A 26,274-nucleotide genomic window follows, 5' to 3' on the forward strand; every position below is an offset into this window, starting at 1 on the left:
CGAACGTGTCGATCGCCTTCGCGGCGATCGCCATCCGCGGCGCGATCCGAACCGGCCGGGTGCGGGCGGCGGTCAGCATCCATTCGGCGGCCTCTTCCGACGTGAGCGCCGGCATGCCCTCGTAGGCCTTCGTCGGCGCGATCATCGGCGTGGCCACCAGCGGGTAGAACAGCGTCGTCGAATGCACGCCCCGGTGGCCCCACTCGGTTTCCACTACGCGGCTGACCGCCGAGAGCGCCGCCTTCGATGCGTTGTAGACCGCGAACAGCGGCGACGCCTCCGACAGCACACCCCACGTGGAGACGTTGATGATGTGGCCATCGCCGCGCTCGAGCATGCCGGGCGCCAGGCCGCGGATCAGCCGCAGCGGCGCGTAGTAGTTGAGCGTGATCGTCCGCTCGACGTCGTGCCAGCGCTCCAGTGACTCGGCCAGCGGCCGGCGGATCGACCGGCCGGCGTTGTTGATCAGGATGTCCACCCCGCCGAGTTGCTTCTCGACGTCGGCGACCAACGCGTCGACGGCGTCCATGTCGGAGACGTCGCACGGCAGGGACAACGCGGTGCCGCCCGCCGTCGTGATCCGTTCCGCGAGCGCGTCGAGCAGTTCCTGCCGGCGGGCGACGACGGCCACCGTCGCGCCCTCACGGGCGAGCAGTTCGGCCGCGGCCTCGCCGATGCCCGACGACGCGCCGGTGAGCAGGATGCGCTTGCCGTTGAGGTCGACCGGCTTGATGGCGGGCCGGTTGATGAGCACCTGCGGGGCCATCGGCGGGCGCATGGTGGCCAGGACCAGCTGATCGGCGATCCGGCGCAGGGGACTCTTGCTCACGAGGGGAGTCTAGGGGCGCCCTTGAATCCCACGAGCGTCACGCCAGCGTGACTCGCTAGAAGTAGCGGGGGAACCGGCTCCAGTCCGGCGGCCGCTTCTCCAGGAAGGCGTCGCGGCCCTCGACGGCCTCATCGGTCATGTAGGCCAGCCGCGTGGCCTCGCCCGCGAACAGCTGCTGGCCGACCAGCCCGTCATCGAGCAGGTTGAAGGCGAACTTCAGCATCCGTTGCGCCTGAGGCGATTTGGCGTTGATCTCGGCGGCCCACTCGATGCCCGCCTTCTCCAGGTCGGCGTGGTCGATGACCGCGTTGACCGCGCCCATGTGGTGCATCTGCTCGGCGGTGTACGCGCGGCCGAGGAAGAAGATCTCGCGGGCGAACTTCTGGCCCACCTGGCGCGCCAGGTACGCGCTGCCGTAGCCGCCGTCGAAGCTGCCGACGTCGGCGTCGGTCTGCTTGAACCGGGCGTGCTCGCGGCTGGCCAGGGTGAGGTCGCAGACCACGTGCAGGCTGTGCCCGCCGCCGGCCGCCCAGCCGTTGACCAGACAGATGACCACCTTGGGCATGAACCGGATCAGCCGCTGCACCTCCAGGATGTGCAGCCGGCCGGCGCGGGCCGGGTCGACGGTCTCGGCGGTGTCGCCGCTCGCGTACTGGTACCCGCTGCGCCCCCGGATGCGCTGATCGCCGCCGGAGCAGAACGCCCAGCCGCCGTCCTTGGGCGACGGACCGTTGCCGGTCAGCAGCACCACGCCGACGTCGGGGGACATCCGCGCGTGGTCGAGCACCCGGTAGAGCTCGTCGACGGTGTGTGGGCGAAACGCGTTGCGCACCTCCGGCCGGTTGAACGCCACCCGCACGGTCGCGTCGGTGGCGTGGCGGTGGTAGGTGATGTCGGTCAGGTCGTCAAAACCGGCCACGGGCCGCCAGGCCTGGGCGTCAAAGGGATTGTCAGTCAAGGCTTTCGAACTCCTATAACGGGTCCAGGCGGAACACGGCGCAGCGGCCGGCCAGGGCTTCGAATTCGTCGGGGCGCCCCTCAGTGACGAGCCCGGCCCGCTTCATGAAGCCGACGCCCGTCGGCACCTCGGTTGGGAAGAGTCGCAGGATCGGGCGCGCGTCGTCGGCGGACAGCTCGGCCATCCGTACCCGCTGGGCGTGACGACCACGCGCGATTGTGGCCTCGCCGGCGGCCCGCACGTTGGCCACCCAGTCGGCGCCGGGGAACCCGGCTACGACGTACTGCCGGCCGTCGACGGTCATGGGGGTCACCGGGGTCGAGCGTGGCGCGCCGGACCTGCGGCCGGGCGCCGTCAGCACGACGGGGCTCTCGCCGCCGAAACTCATTCCCAGCCGCGACATCTGGATGAAGACCTTGTTGGCCGGCTTCAGCCACCACGGCGGTTTGATCGGTTTGCCGCTTCCCATAGGCAGCGACGTTACCTCGCGGCCATTTAGGCGCCGAATGTGAAGTTAGTTTCACACTCGGACGCGAACGTGAAACTAACTTCACGCTCGACGCAGCGCACTTGCGCCGATGGCGTCCAGCCGTTCCAGCGCCTCGGGATCCAGGGTGACGTCGCCCGCGCCGAGGTTTTCCTCGAGGTGCCCGACGGATCGGGTGCCCGGGATCAGCAGCGCGTTCGGCGCGTGGGACAGCAGCCAGGACAGGCCCACCTGGGCGCCGGTGACCCCGAGCCGGCCGGCGATCTCGGCCACCACCGGATGGTCGGCGACCTTCGGGAAACCGGGAAACGACGATCCCAGCGGGAAGTAGGGCACCCACGCGACACCCGCTGCGGCGCAGAGCTGCAACGTGTCCTCCTGCGAGCGGTCCAGCGCGCTGTAAGCGTTCTGTACGCAGACGATGCCCGCCGGCAGCGCGCGCCGCACCACGTCCACCGGCACGGCGCTGATGCCGATCGCGCCGATCTTGCCCTCGTCGCGCAGCGCGATCATCTCGGCGAGCTGGTCGTCGACGTCCACCTGCTGATCGCCCTCGGCGGCCACGCCGGGGCCGAGGTCCATGCGCCGCAGGTTGACCACCGGGACGCAGTCCAGGCCGAGCTGACGCAGGTCGTCCTCGACTGCGGCGCGCAGCTCGGCGGGCTTTTGCGCCGCCGCCAGCGGCATGGGCTGTTCGCCGGTGAAGCGCGCGCCGACCTTGCTGACGATGACGAGGTCGTCGGCGTAGGGGAACAGCGCCGCCCGGATCCGTCGGTTAACCTCGCCCGGGCCGTAGAACGACGCCGTGTCGACGTGGTTGACCCCGAGCTCGACCGCGCGGCGCAGCACCGCGGCCGCGTCCTCGACGGATGGGGCCTCGAACAACTGCATTGCGCCGTAGCCGATGCGCGCGACGGTCGACCCGCCGATGCTGCCGTGACCGCCGGGCCGTGGTGTGTCCGTCATGAGTGCTCCCTCGTGCCACACTGGAGAAGATGCGGAGGGTCCTCCGCTTATTTGAGCGTAGCAGAAACGGAGGAGCCTCCGCTTGGCCGAGATCCGATCGGACGCGCGCCGGAATCGTGAGCGCCTGCTCGAGGCGGCGACGGCGGCGTTTGCCACCGCCGACGGGCGACCGGTGTCGCTGGAGGCCATCGCGCGCGAGGCCGGCGTCGGGATCGGCACGCTGTACCGCCATTTCCCGAATCGGGAGGCGCTCGTCGAGGCGGTCTATCGCGCCGAGCTCGCCGAAGTGGCCGCGGCGGCCGAACGGCTGCTCAAGCGCCAGCCGCCCGAGACGGCGTTGCGCCGCTGGATGGACCGCTACGCGTCATTCGTGGCCGCCAAGCGTGGGATGGCGGAGTCGTTGCAGGCGATCTTCGCCTCCGGCGCAATGCAGGCCAACCAGACTCGGGACAGCATCGTCGGCGCGGTCGACCTGCTGTTGCGGGCCGGCGCCGAGGACGGCAGCCTGCGCGCCGACGTGCAGGCCGACGATGTGGTGTCCAGCCTGATTGGCATCTTCCTGGCCAGCGGTTCGCCCGAGCAGACGGGCCGCATGCTCGACCTGCTCGTCGCGGGCATCGCCGCCCGCTGACGTCGAGCTGGTTTCACGCTCGACCTCGAACGTGAAGCTAACTCCACACTCGGCGACACAAACTCAGCCGACGGCGCGGTCGGCGCCCTCCCAGAACTGGGCGCGCACGGCCTTCTTGTCGGGCTTGCCCAGCGCTGTCACCGGCACCGACTCGACGACGATCACCTGCTTGGGCGATTGCACCGAACCCTTGCGCTCCTTGACCGCGGACTGGATCTCGACGGTCACCCGCGCCACCGACTCCTCGTCGGAGGGGTGGTCGGGCCGCAGCACGATCACCGCGGTGACGGCCTCGCCCCACTTCTCGTCGGGCGTGCCAATCACGCACACCTGCGCGACGGCCGGGTGCTCGGCGACGACGTCCTCGACCTCACGCGGGAACACGTTGAACCCGCCGGTGACGATCATGTCCTTGACCCGGTCGACGATGAACCAGAAGCCGTCCTCGTCCTCGCGGGCCATGTCACCGGTGTGCAGCCAGCCGTCCTTGAACGTCTTGGCGGTCTCCTCCGGCAAGTTCCAGTACCCGCCGCTCAAAAGCGGCCCGGACACGCAGATCTCGCCGACCTCACCCTGCGGCACCGGCTTGCCGTCGGCGCCCAGCAGCGCCGTGCGGGCGAACAGGGTGGGCCGCCCGCAGGAGGTGAGCCGCTTCTCGTCGTGGTCCTTCTTGGCCAGATACGAGATCACCATCGGGGCCTCGGACTGCCCGTAGTACTGGGCGAAGATCGGTCCGAAGCGGCGGATGGCCTCGGCCAACCGCACCGGGTTCATCGCCGAGGCGCCGTAATAGACGGTTTCCAGCGAGGACAGGTCCCGGGTGTGCGAATCCGGGTGGTCCATCAGCGCGTAAATCATCGACGGCACGAGCATGGTCGCGGTGATCTTCTGCTCCTCGATGACCCGCAGCACCTCGGCCGGATCGAACTTGGTCAGCACGACCAGCTCGCCACCCTTGATGATCGTCGGCACGAAAAACGCCGCCCCCGCATGCGACAACGGGGTGCACATCAAGAAGCGCGGGTTCTCCGGCCACTCCCATTCGGCGAGCTGAATCGTGGTCATGGTGGTGATCGACTGCGCGGTTCCCAGCACACCCTTGGGCTTGCCGGTGGTGCCGCCGGTGTAGGCCATGCCGCCGATGTGGTCGGGCGGAAGGTCGGCCGCCACCAACGGCTTCGGCGGATACTTCGCCGCCTCGGCCACCAGGTCCACCGCGGAATCGCCGAGCGCCTCGGGGACCGGCCCGATGGTCAGGATCTGCTTGAGGCCGGGCACCTTCTCCAGCAGGCCGAGCGCCCGCTCGACGAACATCGGGTTCGGGTCGATGATCAGCGACGTCACGCCGGCGTCGCCCAGGACGTAGGCGTGGTCGTCAAGGGAGCCCAGCGGGTGCAGGGCCACCCGCCGGTAGCCCTGCGTCTGGCCGGCGCCGATGATCATCAGCACCTCGGGCCGGTTCAGCGACAGCAGCCCGACGGTCGCGCCGGTGCCCGCACCGAGCGCCTCGAACGCCTGGATGTATTGGCTGATGCGCTCGGCGAGCTGACCGCCGGTCAGCGTGGTGTCGCCGAGATGCAGCACCGGCTTGTCCTTGTTGCGCTTGAGCGCACCGACGGTCAGGTGTCCGGAATGAATGGGATGGCGCAGCAGCTCGTCACTCATGTGGCCAAGACTAGAACGTGTTGCAGTTTTAGTCAGCCACCCCCTCGAAAGAGACGCCTAGGGGTCGGGCTGGGCAAGTATGCGCTGCCACCGTTGTCGTCCCCTTGCCGTGAGGCCGACGTCGCGGGTGTCGGGCCACTCCTCGATTTCCGCGATTGTCTGTTCGCACCATGCGATGACATTTCGGTAGAACTCGGCGATGAACGTCGCCTCGGGTTCCACGAGGTGAAGCCGCTCCGGAAAGGGTCCACCCGTGTGCAGGAGCTCTTCGATGAGCGCCTTGCCCTTGGCATGCATCTCGCGCGCCTCGCGGGCGGTGGCTTCGAGTGACTCGCGCAGGTCGTGCTTTGTTGCCTGGTCTCCGAGAAACAGCCGGAGGAATCCCTCCGCTTCGACCACCGGCACGGCCGGCTGGGTGCCGAACCAGTCCTCAAGTGCCGCACGGCCTTCCGGGGTGATGGTGTACCGAGTGCGTTGACGGCGACGGCCCTCGACTGTCTCGGCGCTGGCGTGACCGCGCTCGACGAGCCGCTTGAGCTCCGCGTACAGGTGAGCCTCCGACCGCGGCCAAAAGAAGTGCACGCCGCGTTTGATCTGGGCGACGATCTCGTACGCCGTCCACGATCTGATGCCGAGCAGACCGAGAAGCGCGAAAGATGTCGTGGTGGGTTTCGAGGCCATCCCTTGACAATACTCAATCCTGGAGTAACTTAACTCCAAACTGGAGTATTGGAGGTGCAGGATGAACGACACCGACCACGTCGCGCTTGTCGACACCACCCGGGACGAACTGAGGGATCGCATCGGGCGGGCGCGGGACCGCTTCGACCGGTTGATCCGCACCGCCGACCCGCATGCCCCCGTTCCCGGCTTGGACTGGACTGTTCAGCAGGTCGTCGCTCACGTGCTATCAGTCGCGCACCGCTACCAGGCGTTTGCTGAAGGACGGGACTTCCGCCGCGCCGCCTACCCGCGCGAATTGGACGAAATCAACCGCGCCGAGCTCGACGAGTTGTTGGCGCCGGTCGGCGAAATCGCCGACCAGATCAGCGATCTCGCCCCCGTCATGGACGCGTTCTTCGATACTTGCTCGAACGACCTTGTGTACGAGGCCCATTGCGGCGCCTTCGCGGACGGCATCACGCTGCAGACGAACTGGCTCGGTGAGTTGATCCTCCACGGGCGGGACGTCGCGCGGGCGACCAGGACGCCGTGGGAGGTTGAGGAACGCGACATGCTGCTCATCGCACGCGGTCTCATGCAGCTTGGCGAGGGGCCGGGATACGTGCGCGCGGGGTTGCCCGCCGGCACCGATGTCTGTGTCGCCTTCAAGCTCCCCGGTGCGCGCCCTTATGTGATCCGTATTCACGACGGTGCCGCGGAAATGCGCGAGCGCCGGCCCGCGGATCGCCCCGACGCCGTGCTCAGGATGCCCGCTTCGACATTGTGCGACATGCTCTACCAGCGCATCGGTCCGCTGACCGCTGCTCGCAGGGGCCTGATGATCGTCGGCGGGCGCCGGCCGTGGAAGGCACTCAAGCTGCAGTCCTGTTTCGAACGCCTCTGACACCCCGGAGCACTAGCATCCCTGCACATGGCCGCTGCAGATCTCGTCGTCACCGGAACCGTACTGACCGTCGACGAAAAACGGCCCACCGCCGAGGCGCTCGCCGTCGCCGACGGCCGCATCGTCGCCGTCGGCAGCCGGTCGGAAATTAACGCCTACATCGGCCCCGACACCAAAACGCTCGACATCGGTGACGGCTGCGTCATGCCGGGATTCATTGAGGCGCACGGTCATCCGCTGATGGAGGCCCTGGCGCTGTCGGACCGCATCGTCGACATCCGGCCCGTCACCATACGAAAAGCCGACGACGTCGTCGCCGCCGTCCGCGGTGAGGTCGCCGCCAGGGGAGCGGCCGGCGCCTACCTGAACGGCTGGGATCCGCTGCTGCAGTCCGGGTTGCCTCAGCCGACGCTGTCCTGGCTGGACGAGATCGCGCCGGACGGGCCGTTGATCATCATTCACAACTCCGGGCACAAGGCCTATTTCAATTCGCACGCGGCCCGCCGCGCCGGCCTGACCCGCGACACCCCCGATCCCAAGGGCGCCCGGTTCGGCCGCGACGCGAACGGCGAGCTGGACGGCACCGCCGAGGAGACCGGCGCGGTGTTCCCGCTGCTGACCGGTGCCATCGCGCCGGGCGACTATCCGGCGATGCTGCTCGCCGAGTGCGCGCGGCTCAACCGCGCCGGCCTGACCACCTGCTCGGAGATGGCCTTCGACCCGGCGTTCGGGCCGGTGGTCGAGCGGCTGCGCGACGAGCTGACGGTCCGGTTGCGCACCTACGAGATCTCCAACCCGCAGATGCACACCGACGCCACTCCCGGCCAGGGCGACGACATGCTGCGCCAGGTCGGCATCAAGATCTGGGTCGACGGCTCCCCGTGGGTCGGCAACATCGCCCTGTCCTTCCCCTACCTGGACACCGACGCCACCCGCACCATCGGGGTGCCGCCCGGTTCCTGCGGGCACGCCAACTACACGAAAGAACAGCTGAGCGAGATCGTCGGCGCCTACTTCCCGCTGGGCTGGCCGATGGCCTGCCACGTGCAGGGCGACGCCGGGGTGGACACCATCCTCGACGTCTACGAAGAGGCGCTCAACCGCCACCCGCGCCGCGACCACCGGCTGCGGCTGGAGCACGTCGGCGCCATCCGGCCCGAGCAGCTGCAGCGCGCCGCCGACCTCGGGGTCACCTGCAGCATCTTCGTCGACCAGATCCACTACTGGGGCGACATCATCGTCGACGGCCTGTTCGGCCCGGAGCGCGGATCCCGTTGGATGCCAGCCGGTTCCGCGGTCGCCACCGGCATGCGCATCTCGTTGCACAACGACCCCCCGGTCACGCCCGAGGAGCCGTTGCGCAACATCAGCGTCGCGGTTACCCGGACGGCGCCCAGCGGCCGGGTGCTGGCGCCCGAGGAGCGGTTGACGGTCGATCAGGCGATCCGCGCGCAGACCATCGACGCGGCGTGGCAGTTGTTCGCCGACGACGTGGTCGGCTCGCTGGAGGTGGGCAAGTACGCCGACCTGGTGGTGCTGTCGGCCGATCCCCGGACCGTTCCGCCCGAGGAAATCGCCGACCTTCAGGTGCGTGCGACGTTCCTGGCGGGCCGCCAGGTCTACGGCCGGTGACGCCCACGCGCCCGTCCCGCCTGCAAGACCTGCTGGACCGCCTGCACGTGGTCGCGTTGCCGATGCGGGTGCGGTTTCGCGGCATCACGACCCGGGAGGTCGCGCTGATCGAGGGCCCCGCGGGTTGGGGCGAATTCGGGGCCTTCCTGGAGTACGAGCCGCCCGAGGCCGCGCACTGGCTGGCCGCCGGCATCGAGGCCGCCTACCGCCCGCCGCCGCCACGACGGCGGGACCGCATCCCGATCAACGCCACCGTCCCGGCCGTCGACGCCGCCCGGGTGGGCGAAGTGCTGGCCCGGTTCCCGGGCGTCCGCACCGCCAAGGTGAAGGTCGCCGAGCCCGGCCAGACGCTGGCCGACGACGTCGAGCGGGTCAACGCCGTGCGCGAACTCGTGCCGACCGTGCGGGTGGACGCCAATGGCGGCTGGACCGTCGAGCAGGCGGTGCGGGCGGCCACCGCCCTGACCGCCGACGGCCCGCTGGAATACCTCGAACAACCGTGCGCGACCGTCGACGAGCTCGCGGCACTGCGCGCGCGGATCGACGTGCCGATCGCCGCCGACGAAAGCATCCGCAAGGCCGACGACCCGCTCGCCGTCGTCCGCGCCCGCGCCGCCGACATCGCGGTGCTCAAAGTGGCGCCGCTGGGCGGCATTTCGGCCATGCTCGCGATCGCCGCGCAGATCGACATCCCGGTCGTGGTCTCCAGCGCGATCGACTCGGCGGTCGGCATCAGCCATGGCCTGGCCGCCGCGGCGGCCCTGCCGGTACTGCGCCACGCGTGCGGGCTCGGCACCGGCGGGCTGTTCGTCGAGGACGTCGCCGACGTCGCCTCCCCCGTCGACGGCACCCTGGCGGTCGCGCCGGTCACCCCCGACCCGGCGCGGCTGCGGGCCCTCGCGGCGCCCGCGGAGCGGCGGCAATGGTGGATCGACCGGGTCAAGGCCTGCCACGCACTCCTTGTACCGTCGTCCGAGTGATCAACCTGGCTTACGACGACCGCGGCTCCGGTGAGCCGGTGGTGTTCATCAGCGGCCACGGCGGGGCCGGCCGGACCTGGCAGCCGTATCAGGTCCCCGCGTTCCTGGCGGCCGGCTACCGCGTCATCACCTTCGACAATCGGGGCATCGGCGCCACGGAGAACGCGCAGGGTTTCACGACGCAGACCATGGTGGCCGACACGGCCGCGCTGATCGAGGGACTGAACGCCGCCCCTGCCCGCATCGTCGGGATGTCGATGGGTGCGTTCATCGCCCAGGAACTCATGCTCGCGCGGCCCGAGCTCGTCAGCTCCGCGGTGTTGATGGGCACCCGGGGCCGCATGGACAAAACCCGCGAGTTCTTCCGCGACGCCGAGGCCGAGCTGGCCGACGCCGGTGTCCAGGTGCCGAGCTCGTACGAGGCGAAAATCCGCCTGCTGGAAAACTTTTCGCACAAGACGCTCAACGACGACGTCGCGGTCGCGGACTGGATCGCCATGTTCAGCATGTGGCCCGTCAAGGCCACCCCGGGAACGCGTTGCCAGCTCGACATCGCCCCGCACACCAACCGGCTGCCGGCGTACCGCAGCATCGCGACGCCGGTACTGGTGATCGGCTTCTCCGACGACGTGTTGACCCCGCCCTACCTGGGGCGCGAGGTCGCCGATGCGCTGCCCAACGGCCGTTACGTGCAGATCCCCGACGCTGGCCACCTCGGCTTCTTCGAGCGCCCGGACGCCGTCAACGAGGCGGCGCTCAAGTTCTTCGCCAGCAACTAGTTCTTTGGGGTTGTGACAGGCTGTAGGAGTGAACCCCTCGACGACACAGGCTCGCGTCGTCGTTGACGAGCTGATCCGCGGCGGCGTCCGCGACGTGGTGCTGTGCCCCGGGTCGCGCAACGCGCCGCTGGCGTTCGCGCTGCAGGACGCGGACCGGTCCGGCAGGATCCGGCTGCACGTCCGCATCGACGAGCGCACCGCCGGCTACCTGGCCATCGGGCTGGCGATCGCCGCCGGCGCCCCGGTGTGCGTCGCGATGACGTCGGGCACCGCGGTGGCCAACCTCGGGCCGGCCGTGGTCGAGGCCAACTACGCGCGGGTGCCCCTGATCGTGCTGTCGGCCAACCGGCCCTACGAAATGCTGGGCACCGGGGCCAACCAGACCATGGAACAGCTGGGCTACTTCGGCACCCAGGTCCGCGCGGCCATCAGCCTGGGTCTGGCCGAGGACGCGCCCGAACGGCTGGACGCCCTCAACGCCACCTGGCGATCGGCCACCTGCCGGGTCCTGACTGCCGCCACGGGATCTCGCACGGCCAACGCCGGCCCGGTGCAGTTCGACATCCCGCTGCGCGAACCCCTGGTGCCGGGTCCCGAGCCACACGGCGCCGCGGTCCCGCAGGGACGGCCCGGCGGACGGCCGTGGACGTACACGCCGCCGGTCACGTTCGACCAGCCACTGGACATCGACCTGTCGCCCGACACCGTCGTCATCGCCGGACACGGCGCGGGCGCGCACCCCAACCTCGCGGAGTTGCCGACCGTCGCCGAGCCGACGGCGCCCGCCCCGGCCAACCCCCTGCACCCGCTGGCCCTGCCGCTGCTGCGTCCCAGGCAGGTGATCATGCTCGGCCGCCCGACGTTGCACCGGCCGGTCTCGGCGCTGCTGGCCGACCCGAAGGTGCCGGTCTACGCGCTGACCACCGGGCCGCGCTGGCCCGACGTCTCGGGCAACTCGCAGGCGACCGGCACGCGGGCGGTGACCAGCGGGACGCCGAATCCGGCATGGCTGAAGCGCTGCGCGGAGCTCAACAGGCACGCGATCGAAGCGGTGCGCGGCCAACTCGAGGCGCACCCGCTCACCACCGGCCTGCACGTGGCCGCCGCGGTGGCCGACGCACTGCGGCCGGGAGATCAGCTGGTGCTCGGCGCGTCCAACCCGGTCCGCGACGCGGCGCTGGTCGGCCTGGACACGCACGGCATCCAGGTTCGCTCCAACCGCGGGGTTGCCGGCATCGACGGCACCGTTTCCACCGCGATCGGGGCCGCCCTCGCGTACGAGGGACGCACCGTCGCGCTGATCGGCGACCTGACGTTCGTCCACGACAGCTCCGGCCTGCTGATCGGCCCCACCGAGCCGACGCCGCGCAAGCTGACCATCGTGGTCTCCAACGACAACGGCGGCGGCATCTTCGAACTGCTCGAGCAGGGCGATCCGCGGTTCTCCGACGTGTCGTCGCGAATCTTCGGAACGCCGCACGACGTCGACGTGGGCGCTCTGTGCCGCGCCTATCACGTTGAGAGCCGCCAGATCGAGGTGGATCAGCTCAGCGCCGCCCTCGACGAGCCGGCAACCGGGATGCGGGTGCTGGAGGTCAAGGCCGACCGATCCTCGCTGCGACAGCTGCATGCGGCCATCAAGGCGGCCCTGTGAGGGTTTCGTGAACTACCCGAAACGGGTGCTGCACATACTGATTCACGGCCGCAGCGATAAGCCGCCGAGCACCCCGTCAAGGATTGCGTTGCGCTGGGCGCGGATTGCGGTGCTGATCGTGGCCGGCTTGGTCACTTTGCAATCGGTCCTGCTCGTCGCGGGCGCGTGGCGCGATGACCTTGCGATCCGACACAACATGGGGGTGGCGCAGGCCGAGGTGCTCAGTGCCGGGCCGCGCCGCTCCACCATCGAATTCGTAACACCCGAGCGGGTCACGTATCGACCCGAGCTCGGCGTGCTGTACCCGTCGCATCTGGCCACGGGCATGCGGATCTACGTCGAGTACAACAAGAACGACCCGAATCTGGTTCGCGTGCAGCACCGCAACGCCGGGCTGGCCATCATCCCGGCGGGGTCGATCGCGGTGGTGTGCTGGCTGACGGCGACGGTCCTCCTGGTAGGCCTGGCGATGCTGGACAAGCTGCTGGATCGTCGCCCTGAGGCGGAAATCACACCCGCCTAGCGGGGTTCAAAGCGCCCGACCAGCAGATTTCGCGCGACGTATGCCCGCAGGCAACCTTCGCGACAGCCAGCGCTGACAACGTAGTGGTGTGCGCGTTGCCATCGTCGCCGAATCGTTCCTGCCGGAAGTCAATGGTGTCAGCAACTCGGTGCTCCGGATACTCGAGCACCTGCGCTTGACCGGTCACGAAGCCCTAGTCATCGCCCCGGACACCCCTCCCGGTCAAACCCCGGCGGATCGCATTCACGACGGGATCCGCGTACATCGGGTGCCCTCGCGCATGTTTCCCAAAGTGACCACGCTGCCCCTGGGTGTGCCGATGCCCCGGATGGTGAGCGTGTTACGCGGATTCGATCCGCACGTCGTGCATTTGGCCTCGCCGGCGCTGCTGGGTTACGGCGGCGTGAAGGCGGCCCGGTGGCTCGGGGTCCCGACGGTCGCCGTGTATCAAACGGACGTACCGGGTTTCGCGGCGAGCTATGGCATTCCCATGACGGCACGGGCCGCGTGGGCCTGGTTCCGTCATCTGCACAGCCTCGCCGACAGAACCTTGGCGCCGTCCAGTGTGACAATGGAATCACTTGTGGCGCATCGCTTCCCGCGGGTCCACCACTGGGCACGCGGAGTCGACGTGCTGCGGTTCGCCCCCTCGGCGCGTGACGAGACGCTCAGGCGGCGATGGTCGCCGCAAGCCAAGCCGATCGTTGGCTTCGTGGGCCGGTTGGCGCCCGAGAAGCATGTCGAGCGGCTGATCCCGCTGGCGGCCCGAGACGACGTGCAGCTCGTCATCGTCGGTGACGGCGTCGACCGGAACAAGCTGCAAAAGGCAATGCCGACAGCCGTTTTCACGGGTGCGCTGTATGGCGAAGAACTCGCGACGGCGTACGCCAGCATGGACGTCTTCGTGCATCCCGGCGAGCACGAAACGTTTTGCCAAGTCGTGCAGGAAGCGCTGGCGTCGGGGTTGCCGGTGATCGCCCCCGACGCCGGCGGCCCACGCGACCTCGTCACGCCGTGGCGCACCGGCTTGTTGCTGGGCGTCGGCGAATTCGAGGCGAGGTTGCCCGCGGCCGTCACCCATTTGATCGACGAACGCCACCGCTACGCGCTGGCCGCCCGGCGCAGCGTGCTCGGCCGCAGCTGGCCGGTCATCTGTGACGAGCTGCTCGGCCATTATGAGGCGGTGCTCTCGCCGTTTGCCCGCAGGCGGATGTTCGCCAAGCGGTACGCGCAGGGCGGTTGAGCCAACGGTCGACCCGGCGCCGGCCCACGCGACGACGATTTTGCTGTCGTCAGTCCGGCTGAATGCTTCTCGTGGCCGTGTCTTGGGCTTAACATCCAAGTTTGGTGCCGGATCGGCGCGGCAAGGGCTCTGATTCGCAGGGGCAGATCGGCCTGATAGGAGGGCTCAGTATGTCTTCCCATCTGGAGGTGTGGAAACCGTCAGGGCGGGAGCTGATCGCGCTGAGCGGTGAACGAATGACCCTCGGCAAGTCCTTGACCAACGCGGTGTCGTTGGAGCACGACCCGACCGTGTCCCGCGTGCACGCCGTCTTGGAGAACTTCGGTCAAGCGTGGTCGGTGCGCGATCTCGGTAGCCGCAACGGCACCTATGTCAACGGAGAAAAGATCACCGCGGAGCGGATTCTGCGGTCTGGCGACGAATTGCGGCTCGGCAGTTCACGGTTGGTGTTCTGGATGACCAGGGGTGCGGACGATGCACCGGGCGATCAGGAAACCGAAACCGGCAAGTCCATCCTGCGGCCGCCTCGGATGACCCAGCGCGAACTCGACGTCCTCAAAGTCTTGTGTCGCCCCTTTGTCTCCGATGACCCGTTTCCCGAGCCCGCATCGGTTCGCCGGATGGCCCAGGAGCTATTCGTCACGGAGGCGGCCGTCAAGCAACACCTGCAACACCTGTACGACAAGTTCGGCATCAACGCCGACGGAGATCGCCGGGTCCGGCTGGCCAATGCGGCCATCCGGCTCGGTGCCGTCAACCGCTCCATGCTGCGTGACCGTCGTACGCAACGGTGAGCGGCCGGGTGATTAGGAGACCTTGCCGAGCACCCCGCCGCCGAGCATGGCGACCGCATTGAGGGCACTGCGACGGTATTCGTCACAGGTGGGGCACGAGTCGATATGGCGGGCAATGCGTTTCCGCATCAGCACGGTGAACTCTTCGTCCCAGCCCGACAACTCCGCGGCGAGCCGGGGGCACCCGTTCCGCGGGGCGCGCCTTGCCACCAATAGCGCACCCAGCGAGCGCTCGATGGTGTCGCGCAGCCGCTGCAGGAGCTTCTTGGTGGAGTCATAGCTGATGCCGAGCGCCTGCGCGAGCTCGGTTCCGGTCACGCCGCGGCGGTAGGCAAGATCCAGCACGTGCCGGTCCCGCTCGGACAATCCGCCGGCGGCCTGGTCGATCAACTGGCGGAGTTCGTTCTGGGCCGTCAGCGTAAACGGCCCCGGACCCGTCGCCACATCGTCGGGCAGCTCGTCACAGGCGGCCTCCCGGCGACGTTCGGATAGCACCCGCAGGGCGCGGCGACGGGCGATGGCGTACAGCCACGGCCTCAGCTTGTCCACGTCACGCAGCTTCGGCAACTCCGTCGTCGCGATGCAGAAGACCTCCTGCACGCAGTCGGAGGCCGCGTGGCGGTCACGCAGCATGCCGACGCAGTAGGCGTGCAGTGGGGCTGCATAGCGGTTGTAAATGCCGGCCAACGCCGCGCGATCGCCATTCGCCGCGGCGCGAGCGAGGTCCGTGTCGCTGATGATGCGGTTCTTCGGCACCGTGGTCATGAAAGTCATGACTGAAATGCTCGTGGTTGGTGGGTGATTTGGTAATTACCGCGGAAGCCAGTTTCCCCTTCCACAAGGGAAGGGTTTCCTACCCATTTGGTAAGGGTCGGTCCTGGAGCACGCGTAAGCCCACCGAGCCCGGGGTGGGCCCGCTCATAGGTAGCAGCGCCGGCGACGTCCAGGGATTACACTTTTTCGCCAGGGTTGCGCGGGTTCGTCGGCGCGACGCCCATTCGCTAACCTGACTGCAGGTAAGTGGCGAGGCGAAAGAGTTGACCCGCAACAGGAATGGAAGCGCAGCGATGATTACGACACGTGCCGAAGCGGCGCAATACGTCAAAGATGCCGGAGGTTTGAAGCTCGTCGTTTTTGGAGCCGACGGGCACGAGGTTGCAGCGATGTTCGTGCAAGGATCGGTGACCTACAACCCGGAGGAATCGACCTTCATCGCCGTCGCCGAGGACGGCCACCCGGTGGGCGAGCTGTTCGTGGACGAGTCGGTCGATTATGACGAGAACATCGATGCCTTCGTGATCCGCGCCCCGCGTTAGTCATCGAGGCGAGCCCCGCTCGCCAGCACCGAGCGGCCCACCACCACCGCCGCCATCGGCTGGTCCCTGAGCCGGTCGTCGCCGGCTACCCCTGCGCCAACTCGGCGACGGGCTGCCATTCCTCCCAGGTGCGCAGCCGGCTTTCATAGTCGGCCTTGGCCGTCGCCAGCGGCGAAGCGCCGAAAAACACTCGCAGCGGCGGCTTTTCGGCATCGACTACCTTCAGCAATGCGGAGGCGGATGCCTCCGGGTTGCCCGGGCTGGCCCAGCGCCTGCTGCGCTCGGCCTGGACGGCGGCGCGAACGTCGTCGTACGCCGGCAGTGGATCGGCGTGCTTGGCCGAATCTCCGGCCCAGTCGGTGTCGAAGCCGCCGGGCTCGATCAACGTGACGTGCACGCCGAACGGGGCGACCTCCAGGGCAAGCGCCTGCGAGAAACCTTCCAGCGCCCACTTCGACGCGTGATACATGCCGACCAACGGGAACGCGGTGATTCCCCCGATCGAGGAGACCTGGATGATGTGACCGCTGCGCTGCTCGCGCAGGTACGGCAACGCGGCCTGGGTGATCCACAGTGCCCCAAAGACGTTCGTCTCTATCTGATCGCGGGCCTCTTGCTCGGAGAGCTCCTCGACGAAGCCGAACTGTCCGTAGCCGGCGTTGTTGACGACGATGTCCAGCCGCCCGAAGTGGTCGTGCGCCTGCTTGACCGCGGCGAAGTCCGCGTCCCGGTCGGTGACGTCCAAACGGATCGGCAACAGCGCGTCGCCGTACTTCTCGGCCAAGTCGTCCAGCGATGCCGTGTTGCGTGCCGTCGCGGCGACCTTATCCCCACGCTCCAGCGCCGCTTTCGCCCACGCCCGTCCGAAACCCCGCGATGTACCGGTGATAAACCAAACTTTTTCAGTCACGCAGCGGTACAACGCCGATGTCGCCACGTAATTCCCGGCGGGTAGCGTCTTCACCGTGAATCGCGCGGCGTTGGATAAGGACCCCCGGGATGTCGCGTCGATGTTCGACGGCGTCGCCCGCCGCTATGACGTGACCAACACCCTGCTGTCGCTGGGGCAGGACCGGTATTGGCGCAAGGCCACCCGCTCGGCGCTGGCGATCGGGCCCGGACAGAAGGTGTTGGACCTGGCCGCGGGCACCGCGGTATCCACGGTCGAGCTCGAGAAATCGGGGGCGTGGTGTGTGGCGGCCGATTTCTCGGTCGGCATGCTCGCGGCCGGTGCCGCGCGCAACGTGCCCAAAATCGCCGCCGACGCCATGCGGCTGCCGTTCGGTGACGACGTATTCGACGCTGTCACAATCAGTTTCGGTTTGCGAAATGTCGTGGACCCTCGGGCCGCGCTGCGCGAGATGGCGCGCGTCGCCCGTCCGGGTGGGCGATTGGTGGTGTGCGAATTCTCCACGCCCACCAATGGGATCTTCGCCACGGCCTACAAGGAATATTTGATGCGGGCGCTGCCGCGGGTGGCGCGCGCGGTCTCAAGCAACCCGGATGCCTACGTCTACCTCGCGGAGTCGATCAGGGCGTGGCCGGACCAGGCGAGCCTGGCGCACGACATTTCCCGTGCCGGATGGGCGGCGGTCCGGTGGCGCAACCTCACCGGTGGCATCGTGGCCTTACACGCGGGATACAAGCCCCTGCGTTGAGAACGAGCTAGTGGGTACCGGCCCGCTGGACGAAGCCGATCTGGTCGGGGCAGTAGTGGTCAACCGCGGCGCCGAGGAACTGGAACGCCTGGCCCTGGGTGGTGCCCCGCGGCAGGTTCCGCTGAATGAAAGTGGCCGACTTGTACGGGTCGCCGTCCACGCCCCTGGCGATCCGTTCGCACGTGATCTTGCCCAGCCACGCGAGCTGGTCTTGCGGCTGGTAGATGCCGAAGCCGTTGACGGTGTTCTTGAACGGCGCGTCTTGGTCGTTGGGCGGCGGCGGGGAGGCCAGCGCCGGAGCGGCCAACGCGATGGCGGCGGCGGCCAGGCCGCCGATGGTAGCTAGCTTCGTTCCCCTCATTAGCCGGACTATACACCTCGGATCCGGGGCGCGCCGAAAAATCCCCGACGGCGGCAAGCGCACCGGAAGGCCAGTTTACGCACGTCAACGGGGGTATTCGATTGGTTCAGGCGAACGGCACCCGGCGATCGATGAGCCGGGACAGCCGCCCGCCGGCCCGCCAGGCCCGCGCCACCCAGTCGGCGTCGTCATCGGTGACCAGGTTGGCCATCACCCGCACGGCGATGGTCATCAGCTTCGGGGAGCGCATCGCAATGGGTCCCGTCGCGGGCAGGAACCGCTGAAAGGTCAGCAACAAGGCCAGCCGGCGCGCGACCGAGAACCCCCGGCCGTAGTGCTGCTGCAGCAGCGACGGCCACACGTGCGAGAGATCGCGACAGTCCAGCAGTTCGGCCGCCAGCCGCCCCGTTTCCAGCCCATAGTCGATGCCCTCGCCGTTCAGGGGGTTGACGCAGGCCGCGGCGTCGCCGATCAGCATCCAGTTGGGCCCGGCCACCCCGGACACCGCGCCGCCCATCGGCAGCAGCGCCGACGACACGGCCCGCGGGGGCCCGGCGAAGCCCCACTCGTCGCGGCGCAGGTCGGTGTAGTAGTTGATCAGCGGTCGCAGCGCGAGATCGGCCGGCCGTTTCACCGTCGACAATGCCCCGACGCCGATGTTCACCTCCCCGTTGCCCAGCGGGAAGATCCAGCCGTAACCCGGCAACACTGCGCCGTCGGGGGAGCGCAGCTCCAGATGCGACGTCAGCCACGGATCGTCGGCGCGCGGAGTGGCCAGATATCCGCGGGCCGCGACGCCGTAAACCGTCTCCTGATGCCAGCGCCGACCCAGCTTGCGGCCCAGCGACGACCGGGCCCCGTCGGCCACGATCAACTGCCGGCAACCCACCTCCGTGCCGTCGGCCAACGTCAGCGAAACCACTCGCCTGGATGAGTCATGATGCACCGCAACGGCTTTCGTTCCCAGCATCATCCGCGCACCGGAATCCTCTGCGACTTTGCGGATCCGGTCGTCCAACTCGAGACGGGCCACCGCACTGCCGGTCGAGGGAAACGACGGGCCCGGCCAGTCGACTTCCACCTCGCCGCCGAACCCGCTCATCCGCAGGCCGCGATGCCGGATGCGGGTGTCCAGCCAGTCGGCCAGCCCCAGTCGCTCGCACTCGGCGACCGCGCGCGGGGTCAGCCCGTCACCGCAGGGCTTGTCCCGGGGAAAGCTGGCGGAGTCGATGACCAGGACGTCGTTGCCCGCGCGTGCGGCCCACGCGGCGGCAGCCGAACCGGCGGGTCCGGCGCCCACGACCACCAGGTCGGCTTGGGTCTCCACGCTCACCAGTATGTTGGTCGGGTGAGTACTCCGGCGACGGTGGTGGCGGGCGTTGACTTCGGTGACCCCGCGTTCGCCGCGACGGTGCGCGACGGCGTCGGGCGGATCGAGCAGCTCATGGACACCGAACTGCGCAGCGCCGACGACGTGATGACCGAGTCGCTGACGCACCTATTCAAGGCCGGCGGCAAGCGATTCCGGCCATTGTTCACGGTGCTGTCCGCCCAGATCGGCCCTGACCCCGACGCGCACGACGTGACCATCGCCGGCGCCGTCATCGAACTGGTGCACCTGGCCACGCTGTATCACGACGACGTGATGGACGAGGCGGAGGTGCGCCGCGGCGCACCCACCGCGAACGTCCGGTGGGGGAACAACGTCGCAATCCTGGCCGGCGACTACCTGTTCGCCACGGCGTCGCGGCTGGTCTCGAGGCTGGGGCCGGAGGCCGTGCGGCTGATCGCCGAGACGTTCGCCCAACTGGTGACGGGACAGATGCGCGAGACGCGCGGCCTGACGGGCCCGGCCGAAGGGGCCGACCCGATCGAGCACTATCTGAAGGTGGTCTACGAGAAGACCGCCTGCCTGATCGCCGCGGCGGGCCGGTTCGGCGCCATGTTCTCGGGCGCCGACGCCGAACAGGTCGAGCGGCTCAGCCGGCTGGGCGGCATCGTCGGCACCGCCTTCCAGATCTCCGACGACATCATCGACATCGACAGCGACTCGCACGAATCCGGCAAGCTACCCGGCACCGACGTCCGCGAGGGTGTGCACACCCTGCCGATGGTCTACGCGCTGCGCGAACCCGGGCCCGATGCGGCGCGGCTGCGTGAACTGCTGGCGGGGCCCATCGAGGACGACGACGCGGTGGCCGAGGCGCTCGCCCTGTTGCGCGCGTCGCCGGGCATGGTGAAGGCCAAGAACACGCTGGCCGAATATGCGGCCCAGGCGCGCGACGAACTGGCCCTTTTGCCCGACGTTCCCGGCCGGCAGGCGCTGCAGACGCTCGTCGAGTACACCATCAGCCGGCACGGATAGCGCGTCCAGGAACCCCAGAGGTCCCCTCGGGCGTTCAATTGACAACAGTCAAGCAATGAACGGGCTCTCGTAGGAGGACACCGATGACCTGGCATCCGCATGCCAACTGGCTGAAGACCTTCGCCCTGTTGGTCGGCATGTCCGCGTTGATCGTGTTTGTCGGCTCGCTGTTCGGCCGGACGGCGATGTGGCTGGCGGTGCTGTTCGCCATCGGCATGAACGCCTACACATACTTCAACAGCGACAAGCTGGCGCTGCGGGCGATGCACGCGCAACCGGTTTCCGAGCTGCAGGCGCCGGTGATGTACCGGATCGTGCGCGAGCTGGCCACGGCCGCGCACCAGCCGATGCCCCGGCTGTACATCAGCGACACCAACGCGCCCAACGCGTTCGCGACCGGACGCAACCCGCGCAACGCCGCCGTGTGCTGCACCACCGGCATTCTGGACATCCTCAATGAGCGTGAGCTGCGCGCGGTGCTCGGACACGAGCTGTCCCACGTGTACAACCGCGACATCCTCATCTCGTGCATCGCCGGCGCGATGGCGTCGGTGATCACCGCCCTGTCCTACATGGCGATGTTCTTCGGCGGCGGAAATCGGGAGGGCGGTAATCCCTTTGCGATGCTGCTGGTTTCGTTGCTGGGGCCGATCGCGGCCACCGTGGTGCGGCTGGCGGTGTCCCGCTCGCGCGAGTACCAGGCGGACGAATCGGGCGCGGTGTTGACGGGCGACCCGCTTGCCTTGGCGTCGGCCCTGCGCAAGATCTCGGGTGGTGTTCAGGTGGCCCCGCTGCCGCCGGAGCCGCAGCTGGCCAGCCAGGCGCACTTGATGATCGCCAACCCGTTCCGTGCGGGCGAGCGCATCGGGTCGCTGTTCTCGACCCACCCGCCGATCGAGGACCGCATCCGGCGGCTGGAGGAGATGGCGCGGGGTTAGTCACATGCTTGGGGAGCCGGGGTCTCCCGGAGGATGCGTGGGTCGCCGTTTTTGATATCGCCCGCGCTATCAAAAACCGCGTGAACCGCTACACCTACCGCGCCCAGTGGTTGCCCGACTACAACGAGTACCTGGGCGTGTGTATCGAATTGCCCTACATGAGGCGCGAAGGGCCGACCGCGCCGCAGGCCGTGGCAGCCATCGAGGAGGCGGTCAAGGAGCATGTGGAGGGCCTGCGCGCCACTGGAGAGCAAGTCCCCACGCCGCTTTCCGAACGCCGCTACAGCGGGAGATTCCTCGTCAGAACGTCGCCGCAGCTGCATGCCCGCCTGGCGCTGGAAGCCATCGAGCAGGGGGTGCCGATGAACCAGTGGATCGTCCAGAAACTGAGCGGGCGGACGCCAAGCAGGACCTTCGGGCTCTCCGGGTGGGACTAAGCCGGCCGGCCCGAAATCATGCAGCCGCCTCGGGCTTTTCGGGTTCGATGGCCTCCCTTGCATCCCTGCGAGCGGAATGGCCCGTCTCGAGCCTTCCCCGGATGCGGACCGTGCCGCCGTTGGCCTCATGCTGGTGCTGCCAGTCGCTGATCGCCTGATGCGCGGCGTGATCCAAGTAGTGCACCGAAACCTCAACGGTGGCAACGGATCCGGCGGGTATGGACGCGAGCACCCGGGTCAGCCGCGGAAGCGCCAGGAACGTGCAGGCCGCACCCTCGATCAGCACCCGCCATTCGTCGTCGACGGCCTTGGCATCGACCCTGGCCCGGATCACCCGCCAACCGGTCAGCGCGATGGCCAACGCGAGCCCGATCAGCACGCCGTGCAGCAGATTGAGGAAGACGACGCTGACCGCGGTCACGATGTACACGGCGAGATCGCCGTGTTTCATTGCAGTTTCGATGTGGGCCGGCTTGAGCAACTGAACGCCGATCACAATCAGCAGCCCGGCGAGTGCGGCGGTGGGGATCTCTTCGACCAACTCCGCGAAGGGGACGGTGAACAACAGGATCCAGACGCCGTGCGTGAAGGCCGAGGCGCGCGATTTGGCGCCCGCGTTGACATTGGTGGAGCTACGCACGATGACACCGGTGACCGGCAGCCCACCGATGGTCCCCGACACGATGTTGGCGGCACCCTGCCCGACCAGCTCACGGTTGAAGTCGGTGCGCGGCCCGTTGTGCATGCGGTCTACCGACACCGCCGACAGCAGGCTCTCGACGCTGGCGATCAGCGCGACGGTGATCACCCCGATCGCAACCGCGCCCCAGTTGCCGTGCGGGATGTCGGGCAGTTGCAACGCGTCCAGCGGCGACCCGTCGAGGTCGATCCGGCGCACATGGAACGGAAAGACGACCGACACGACGGTCACCGCCACGATGGCGACCAAAGGCCCGGGAACGCGGCGCACCTTGGCCGGAACCCACCGCCAGGCCACCAGGATGGCGATCACCATTACGCCCAGGATGACCCCGGGCCGATGCGCGCCGATGATCTGGCCCGGCAGGCCGATGAGATTGTGCCAGGCGGTGCTCTTGGACTTTCCGCCGAGCAACACGTGCGCCTGCTGCAGCGCGATCGTGATGCCGATGCCGGCCAGCATCGCGTGCACGACCACCGGCGAGATCGCCAGGGCGGCCCGTGCGACGCGGCTGAGTCCCAGCAGCACCTGCACGGCACCCGCCGCGACAGTGATCAAACACGTTATGCCCCAACCGAAGTCGGATACCAAGTCGGCGACGACGACGGTCAAACCGGCGGCGGGGCCGCTGACTTGCAGCGGCGACCCGCCGATCGCGCCGACCACGATGCCGCCGACGATCGCGGCGATGAGGCCGGCGAGCACCGGGGCGTTGGAAGCGATCGCGATCCCCAAGGACAAGGGAAGTGCGACCAGAAAAACTACGAGTGAGGAAGGAAGGTCGTGGCGGATGAGCGATCGCACGCGATCTTTGCTTGAGTCCTTGGCCTGGTCGGGAGGTTGATTGCCGAGCTGTTCGATGTTTTGCACCGGTCTCGTCCCTCGTTAGGAGTTAGCGGGGGAACTTCCGATATCCGCCCCATATTGCGTTGTATTACGTCGGCGTAACACCTTGTCGCACAAACGGTTACAACCCGGCCGGATGCGCAGGATCATGGCCGGGAACCCCTGGCTGCGTTAGTGACGGTATTTTGCTGGCAAACCCGCGGTCAAGGGAACGGGCCCAGCCCATATGGAACGCAAAGATTTAAATTCCGCGCCATCTGACGGACATTTCAGAAGCCGGAACCGTGCACTTCGTGGCCCGGGACCTCGGCGATGAGGCCCCGGTAGGCCTCTTCGACGGTCGACCCATGGTTGATCACCGCGTCGACTTCGCGGGCGATCGGCATGTTCAGCCCGAACTCGTTGGCGAACTCCATGATCACGCTGGCGGCCTTGACGCCCTCGGCGACCTGGTTCATCGAGGAGATGATCTCGTCGATCGGCTTGCCGGCGCCCAGTTGTTCACCGACGTGGCGGTTGCGGCTGCGCTGGCTGGTGCAGGTCACGATGAGGTCGCCCAGCCCGGCCAGGCCGGGGAACGTCTCGGGATTGCCGCCCAGGGCCACGCCGAGCTTGGTCATCTCGCGCAGCGCGCGGGCGATCACCAGCGCACGGGTGTTTTCCCCGATGCCCAGCGAGTAGCCCATGCCGACCGAGATGGCGTAGACGTTCTTCAGCGCCCCGGCCATCTCGACGCCGATCACGTCGTCGGTGGTGTACACCCGGAAACGCCGGGTGCGGAACAGCCCGGACAGCCGGGTCGCCAGATGCTGGTCGGGCATGGCCAGCACCGCCGCGGCGGCGTAGCCCTCACCGACCTCGCGCGCGATGTTCGGCCCCGCCAGGATGCCCGCGGGATGGCCGGGCAGGACCTCCTCGATGATCTGCGACATCCGCATGTTGGTGCCCTGCTCGAGCCCTTTGACCAGTGACACCACCGGCACCCACGGCCGCAGTTCCTTGGCCAGCTCGGCCAGCACGCCCCGGAAGCCGTGGGAGGGCACGCCCATCACCACGACGTCTGCGGAGTTCGCCGCCTCGGCGAAGTCGGTCGTGGCCCGCAGGGTGTCGCTCAACACGACGTCATTGCCGAGATAGCGGCTGTTGCGGTGCTTCTCGTTGATGTCGCTTGCGGTCTCCTCCGAGCGGACCCATTGCAGCGTCGGCCCGCGGCGCGCACAGATGGACGCCACCGTGGTTCCCCAGGAACCGCCACCAAGGACAACGACGTTGGGTTCGCGCATCTGAGCTGCCATGGCGATCAGCGTATTGCCGACACCTCTCATTTAGTAGCGGTTCACAAACTTCGGATCCGCACGACCATCCTCATCCCGCCAGGGGTGCCCGGTCGGATGCCCGGCCGAACACCATCGCCTCCTCGATCCGGTCGAAGCGATAGTCGATGGCGTCGGCGAGGTAGTTCTGCCGCACGTTCCAGGGCCGCTTGGTTCCCGATTTCGGCAGCGCATGCACCGAGCGCAGCACGTAGCCGGCGTTGATGTCCCACGACGGCTTCTCGGTCATCGGCTCGTTGCCCCGATGCGGGTAGGCGTGGGTGTAGCCGTGAGAGGTCATGTGCGCCAACAGCTTTGCCGTGGCCCGGGCGGTGATGTCGGCGCGCAGCGTCCACGATGCGTTGGTATAGCCGACGCACCAGAACAGGTTCGGCACGTCCTCGAGCATGTGGGCCTTGTAGACGAAGCGGTCGTTGGGCTTGATCTCGTTGCCGTCCAGGCTGATCGCGGTCCCGCCCAGGGCCTGCAGCTGCAGGCCGGTGGCGGTGACGATGATGTCGGCGTCGAGGTGGCCGCCGGATTTCAGCGCGATACCGGTCGCGTCGAAATGGTCGATGTGGTCGGTGACCACGTCGGCGCGGCCGGCGGCGATGGCGTTGTACAGGTCCGCGTCGGGGATCAGGCACATCCGCTGGTCCCACGGGTTGTAGCGCGGTTTGAAGTGGGTGTCGACGTCATAGCCGGCGGGCAGGCTGCTGATCGCCTTGCGCCGCAGCAGCCATCGCACCAGCCCGGGCGCCTTGCGGGACAACGCGAAGAACACCGCCTCGGTCAGCGCGCTGTACATCCGGACGATCAGGTGGGCGGGCTTGCGCGGCAATACTTTCCGCGCGACGGCGGCGACCTTGCCGTACTTCGACGCCGAGATCAGATATGTGGGCGAGCGCTGCAGCATGGTCACCTTCGCGGCCCGATCCGACAGCGAGGGGAGCAGGGTCACCGCGGTGGCCCCGCTGCCGATCACCACGACCTTCTTGCCGCTGTAGTCCAGGTCTTCCGGCCAGTGCTGCGGATGCACGACGACGCCACCGAAGGTTTCGATGCCGGGGAACTCGGGGGTGTAGCCCTCGTCGTAGTTGTAGTAGCCGCTGCCGAAGAACAGGAATCGGCCGCGGTAGAGCTTCCGCGCGCCGTCCTGCTCGACGGTGACCGTCCAGGTGTCGGTGGACGAATCCCAATCGGCCGAGCGGACGTAGCTGTTGAAGCGGATGTGGCGATCGATGCCGTACTTGCGCGCGGTGGCGGCCAGGTACTCGCGGATGTGGACGCCGTCGGCCACGCCTTCCTTTCGCGTCCACGGCTCGAACGGGAAGGACAGCGTGAAGATGCTGCTGTCCGAGCGAACCCCGGGGTAGCGAAACAGGTCCCACGTGCCGCCGATCTGCGCGCGCCGCTCCAGGATCGTGTAGGTCAGCCGGGGATTGCTCTCGCCGATCCGGTAGGCCGCGTCGATGCCGGAGATGCCGGCGCCGACGATGATGACGTCGGAGTAGTCGGCCTCGGTCGGTGTCTGGCCGGCTTCCTGGGGAGTCACGGTCATCGTGAACCTCGCTCACATCGTGGGACTGGTCACTACATTAGGCATCCACCGGTTGGCCGGGCCAGGGATCG

Annotated in this window: 27 protein-coding genes; 14 read left to right on the forward strand and 13 right to left on the reverse strand. The window is 68.1% G+C overall.

The features are described from left to right. The 4 genes from A5697_RS22030 to A5697_RS22045 form a co-directional block, all read right to left on the reverse strand. Positions 1–829 (reverse strand): SDR family oxidoreductase (locus A5697_RS22030; protein WP_068012039.1); only part of this gene is annotated, 829 nt, incomplete at its 3' end. A gap of 55 nt (positions 830–884) precedes the next feature. Beyond that, complete coding sequence (locus A5697_RS22035; protein WP_067950508.1) at positions 885–1,787, reverse strand: 1,4-dihydroxy-2-naphthoyl-CoA synthase; 903 nt, start codon at positions 1,785–1,787, stop codon at positions 885–887. A gap of 13 nt (positions 1,788–1,800) precedes the next feature. Continuing rightward, complete coding sequence (locus A5697_RS22040) at positions 1,801–2,256, reverse strand: nitroreductase family deazaflavin-dependent oxidoreductase (RefSeq protein ID WP_067950510.1); 456 nt, start codon at positions 2,254–2,256, stop codon at positions 1,801–1,803. Between the two features lie 81 nt (positions 2,257–2,337). Then, entirely contained in the window at positions 2,338–3,240 is a 903-nt protein-coding gene (locus A5697_RS22045; protein ID WP_068012040.1) for an aldo/keto reductase, read from the reverse strand. An 82-nt stretch (positions 3,241–3,322) separates the two neighbouring features. Here A5697_RS22045 and A5697_RS22050 point away from each other — a divergent pair, with 82 nt between their 5' ends. Then, positions 3,323–3,871, forward strand: a complete 549-nt coding sequence (locus A5697_RS22050) for a TetR/AcrR family transcriptional regulator (protein WP_068012041.1) — start codon at positions 3,323–3,325, stop codon at positions 3,869–3,871. A 63-nt stretch (positions 3,872–3,934) separates the two neighbouring features. Here the strand turns inward: A5697_RS22050 and fadD8 are convergent, their stop codons facing one another. Then, positions 3,935–5,536 carry a fatty-acid--CoA ligase FadD8 gene (gene fadD8, locus A5697_RS22055; RefSeq protein WP_068012042.1) on the reverse strand — a complete coding sequence of 534 codons (1,602 nt, stop codon included), beginning with the start codon at positions 5,534–5,536 and terminating at the stop codon, positions 3,935–3,937. A gap of 57 nt (positions 5,537–5,593) precedes the next feature. Next, positions 5,594–6,217, reverse strand: coding sequence for a PadR family transcriptional regulator (locus A5697_RS22060; protein WP_067749189.1), 624 nt, complete (start codon positions 6,215–6,217; stop codon positions 5,594–5,596). A gap of 61 nt (positions 6,218–6,278) precedes the next feature. Here A5697_RS22060 and A5697_RS22065 point away from each other — a divergent pair, with 61 nt between their 5' ends. From A5697_RS22065 to A5697_RS22100, 8 genes are all read left to right on the forward strand, one after another. After that, positions 6,279–7,103 carry a maleylpyruvate isomerase N-terminal domain-containing protein gene (locus A5697_RS22065; protein WP_068012043.1) on the forward strand — a complete coding sequence of 275 codons (825 nt, stop codon included), beginning with the start codon at positions 6,279–6,281 and terminating at the stop codon, positions 7,101–7,103. Positions 7,104–7,130: 27 nt separating this feature from the next. Beyond that, positions 7,131–8,735, forward strand: coding sequence for an amidohydrolase (locus tag A5697_RS22070; protein ID WP_068012044.1), 1,605 nt, complete (start codon positions 7,131–7,133; stop codon positions 8,733–8,735). Positions 8,736–8,755: 20 nt separating this feature from the next. After that, positions 8,756–9,715, forward strand: a complete 960-nt coding sequence (locus A5697_RS22075) for an o-succinylbenzoate synthase (RefSeq protein ID WP_068012070.1) — start codon at positions 8,756–8,758, stop codon at positions 9,713–9,715. After that, on the forward strand, positions 9,712–10,494 hold the full coding sequence (locus tag A5697_RS22080) for an alpha/beta fold hydrolase (protein WP_067950520.1): 783 nt from the start codon (positions 9,712–9,714) through the stop codon (positions 10,492–10,494). Before A5697_RS22075 ends, A5697_RS22080 begins: the two co-directional genes overlap by 4 nt. A 28-nt stretch (positions 10,495–10,522) precedes the next feature. Beyond that, a complete protein-coding gene (menD, locus tag A5697_RS22085) occupies positions 10,523–12,148 on the forward strand; it encodes a 2-succinyl-5-enolpyruvyl-6-hydroxy-3-cyclohexene-1-carboxylic-acid synthase (protein ID WP_068012045.1) in 1,626 nt (541 codons plus the stop codon). A gap of 7 nt (positions 12,149–12,155) precedes the next feature. After that, entirely contained in the window at positions 12,156–12,671 is a 516-nt protein-coding gene (locus A5697_RS22090; protein ID WP_156673406.1) for a DUF3592 domain-containing protein, read from the forward strand. A gap of 88 nt (positions 12,672–12,759) precedes the next feature. Further along, a complete protein-coding gene (locus A5697_RS22095) occupies positions 12,760–13,914 on the forward strand; it encodes a glycosyltransferase family 1 protein (protein ID WP_067950526.1) in 1,155 nt (384 codons plus the stop codon). 170 nt (positions 13,915–14,084) lie between these two features. Beyond that, entirely contained in the window at positions 14,085–14,708 is a 624-nt protein-coding gene (locus tag A5697_RS22100) for an FHA domain-containing protein (protein ID WP_067950528.1), read from the forward strand. A gap of 12 nt (positions 14,709–14,720) precedes the next feature. On the opposite strand, the gene A5697_RS22105 is transcribed toward A5697_RS22100, so the two are convergent. Next, the gene (locus tag A5697_RS22105; protein ID WP_067950530.1) at positions 14,721–15,482 is read right to left on the reverse strand and encodes an RNA polymerase sigma factor; all 762 of its coding nucleotides are present in this window, start codon (positions 15,480–15,482) and stop codon (positions 14,721–14,723) included. Between the two features lie 263 nt (positions 15,483–15,745). Here A5697_RS22105 and A5697_RS22110 point away from each other — a divergent pair, with 263 nt between their 5' ends. Continuing rightward, the gene (locus tag A5697_RS22110) at positions 15,746–16,024 is read left to right on the forward strand and encodes a hypothetical protein (protein WP_231972142.1); all 279 of its coding nucleotides are present in this window, start codon (positions 15,746–15,748) and stop codon (positions 16,022–16,024) included. A gap of 85 nt (positions 16,025–16,109) precedes the next feature. Here the strand turns inward: A5697_RS22110 and A5697_RS22115 are convergent, their stop codons facing one another. Next, complete coding sequence (locus A5697_RS22115) at positions 16,110–16,934, reverse strand: SDR family oxidoreductase (RefSeq protein WP_067950559.1); 825 nt, start codon at positions 16,932–16,934, stop codon at positions 16,110–16,112. A 55-nt stretch (positions 16,935–16,989) separates the two neighbouring features. Between A5697_RS22115 and A5697_RS22120 the strand changes: the two genes are divergently transcribed. Further along, entirely contained in the window at positions 16,990–17,682 is a 693-nt protein-coding gene (locus A5697_RS22120) for a demethylmenaquinone methyltransferase (RefSeq protein ID WP_067950534.1), read from the forward strand. A 7-nt stretch (positions 17,683–17,689) separates the two neighbouring features. On the opposite strand, the gene A5697_RS22125 is transcribed toward A5697_RS22120, so the two are convergent. After that, on the reverse strand, positions 17,690–18,043 hold the full coding sequence (locus A5697_RS22125) for a DUF732 domain-containing protein (protein WP_068012047.1): 354 nt from the start codon (positions 18,041–18,043) through the stop codon (positions 17,690–17,692). A 106-nt stretch (positions 18,044–18,149) separates the two neighbouring features. Continuing rightward, positions 18,150–19,376, reverse strand: a complete 1,227-nt coding sequence (gene menJ / locus A5697_RS22130) for a menaquinone reductase (protein ID WP_067950538.1) — start codon at positions 19,374–19,376, stop codon at positions 18,150–18,152. Between the two features lie 15 nt (positions 19,377–19,391). Here menJ and grcC1 point away from each other — a divergent pair, with 15 nt between their 5' ends. The 3 genes from grcC1 to A5697_RS22145 all read left to right on the forward strand — a co-directional run bounded on the left by grcC1 (position 19,392) and on the right by A5697_RS22145 (position 21,783). After that, positions 19,392–20,408 carry a nonaprenyl/(2E,6E)-farnesyl/geranylgeranyl diphosphat synthase gene (grcC1, locus tag A5697_RS22135; RefSeq protein ID WP_068012048.1) on the forward strand — a complete coding sequence of 339 codons (1,017 nt, stop codon included), beginning with the start codon at positions 19,392–19,394 and terminating at the stop codon, positions 20,406–20,408. Between the two features lie 83 nt (positions 20,409–20,491). Then, positions 20,492–21,346 (forward strand): zinc metalloprotease HtpX, encoded by an 855-nt coding sequence (gene htpX, locus A5697_RS22140; protein ID WP_067950542.1) that lies wholly within the window; start codon positions 20,492–20,494, stop codon positions 21,344–21,346. An 80-nt stretch (positions 21,347–21,426) separates the two neighbouring features. After that, on the forward strand, positions 21,427–21,783 hold the full coding sequence (locus A5697_RS22145; RefSeq protein WP_068012049.1) for a type II toxin-antitoxin system HicB family antitoxin: 357 nt from the start codon (positions 21,427–21,429) through the stop codon (positions 21,781–21,783). A gap of 16 nt (positions 21,784–21,799) precedes the next feature. On the opposite strand, the gene A5697_RS22150 is transcribed toward A5697_RS22145, so the two are convergent. The 3 genes from A5697_RS22150 to A5697_RS22160 all read right to left on the reverse strand — a co-directional run bounded on the left by A5697_RS22150 (position 21,800) and on the right by A5697_RS22160 (position 26,203). Beyond that, a complete protein-coding gene (locus A5697_RS22150) occupies positions 21,800–23,344 on the reverse strand; it encodes a SulP family inorganic anion transporter (protein ID WP_369806144.1) in 1,545 nt (514 codons plus the stop codon). A gap of 254 nt (positions 23,345–23,598) precedes the next feature. Next, complete coding sequence (locus tag A5697_RS22155; protein ID WP_156673408.1) at positions 23,599–24,624, reverse strand: NAD(P)H-dependent glycerol-3-phosphate dehydrogenase; 1,026 nt, start codon at positions 24,622–24,624, stop codon at positions 23,599–23,601. A gap of 70 nt (positions 24,625–24,694) precedes the next feature. Continuing rightward, positions 24,695–26,203, reverse strand: a complete 1,509-nt coding sequence (locus A5697_RS22160; RefSeq protein ID WP_068012051.1) for an NAD(P)/FAD-dependent oxidoreductase — start codon at positions 26,201–26,203, stop codon at positions 24,695–24,697. Between the last annotated feature and the right edge of the window lie 71 nt (positions 26,204–26,274).

Source organism: Mycobacterium sp. E3251 (assembly GCF_001666835.1).
Classification (GTDB): domain Bacteria; phylum Actinomycetota; class Actinomycetes; order Mycobacteriales; family Mycobacteriaceae; genus Mycobacterium.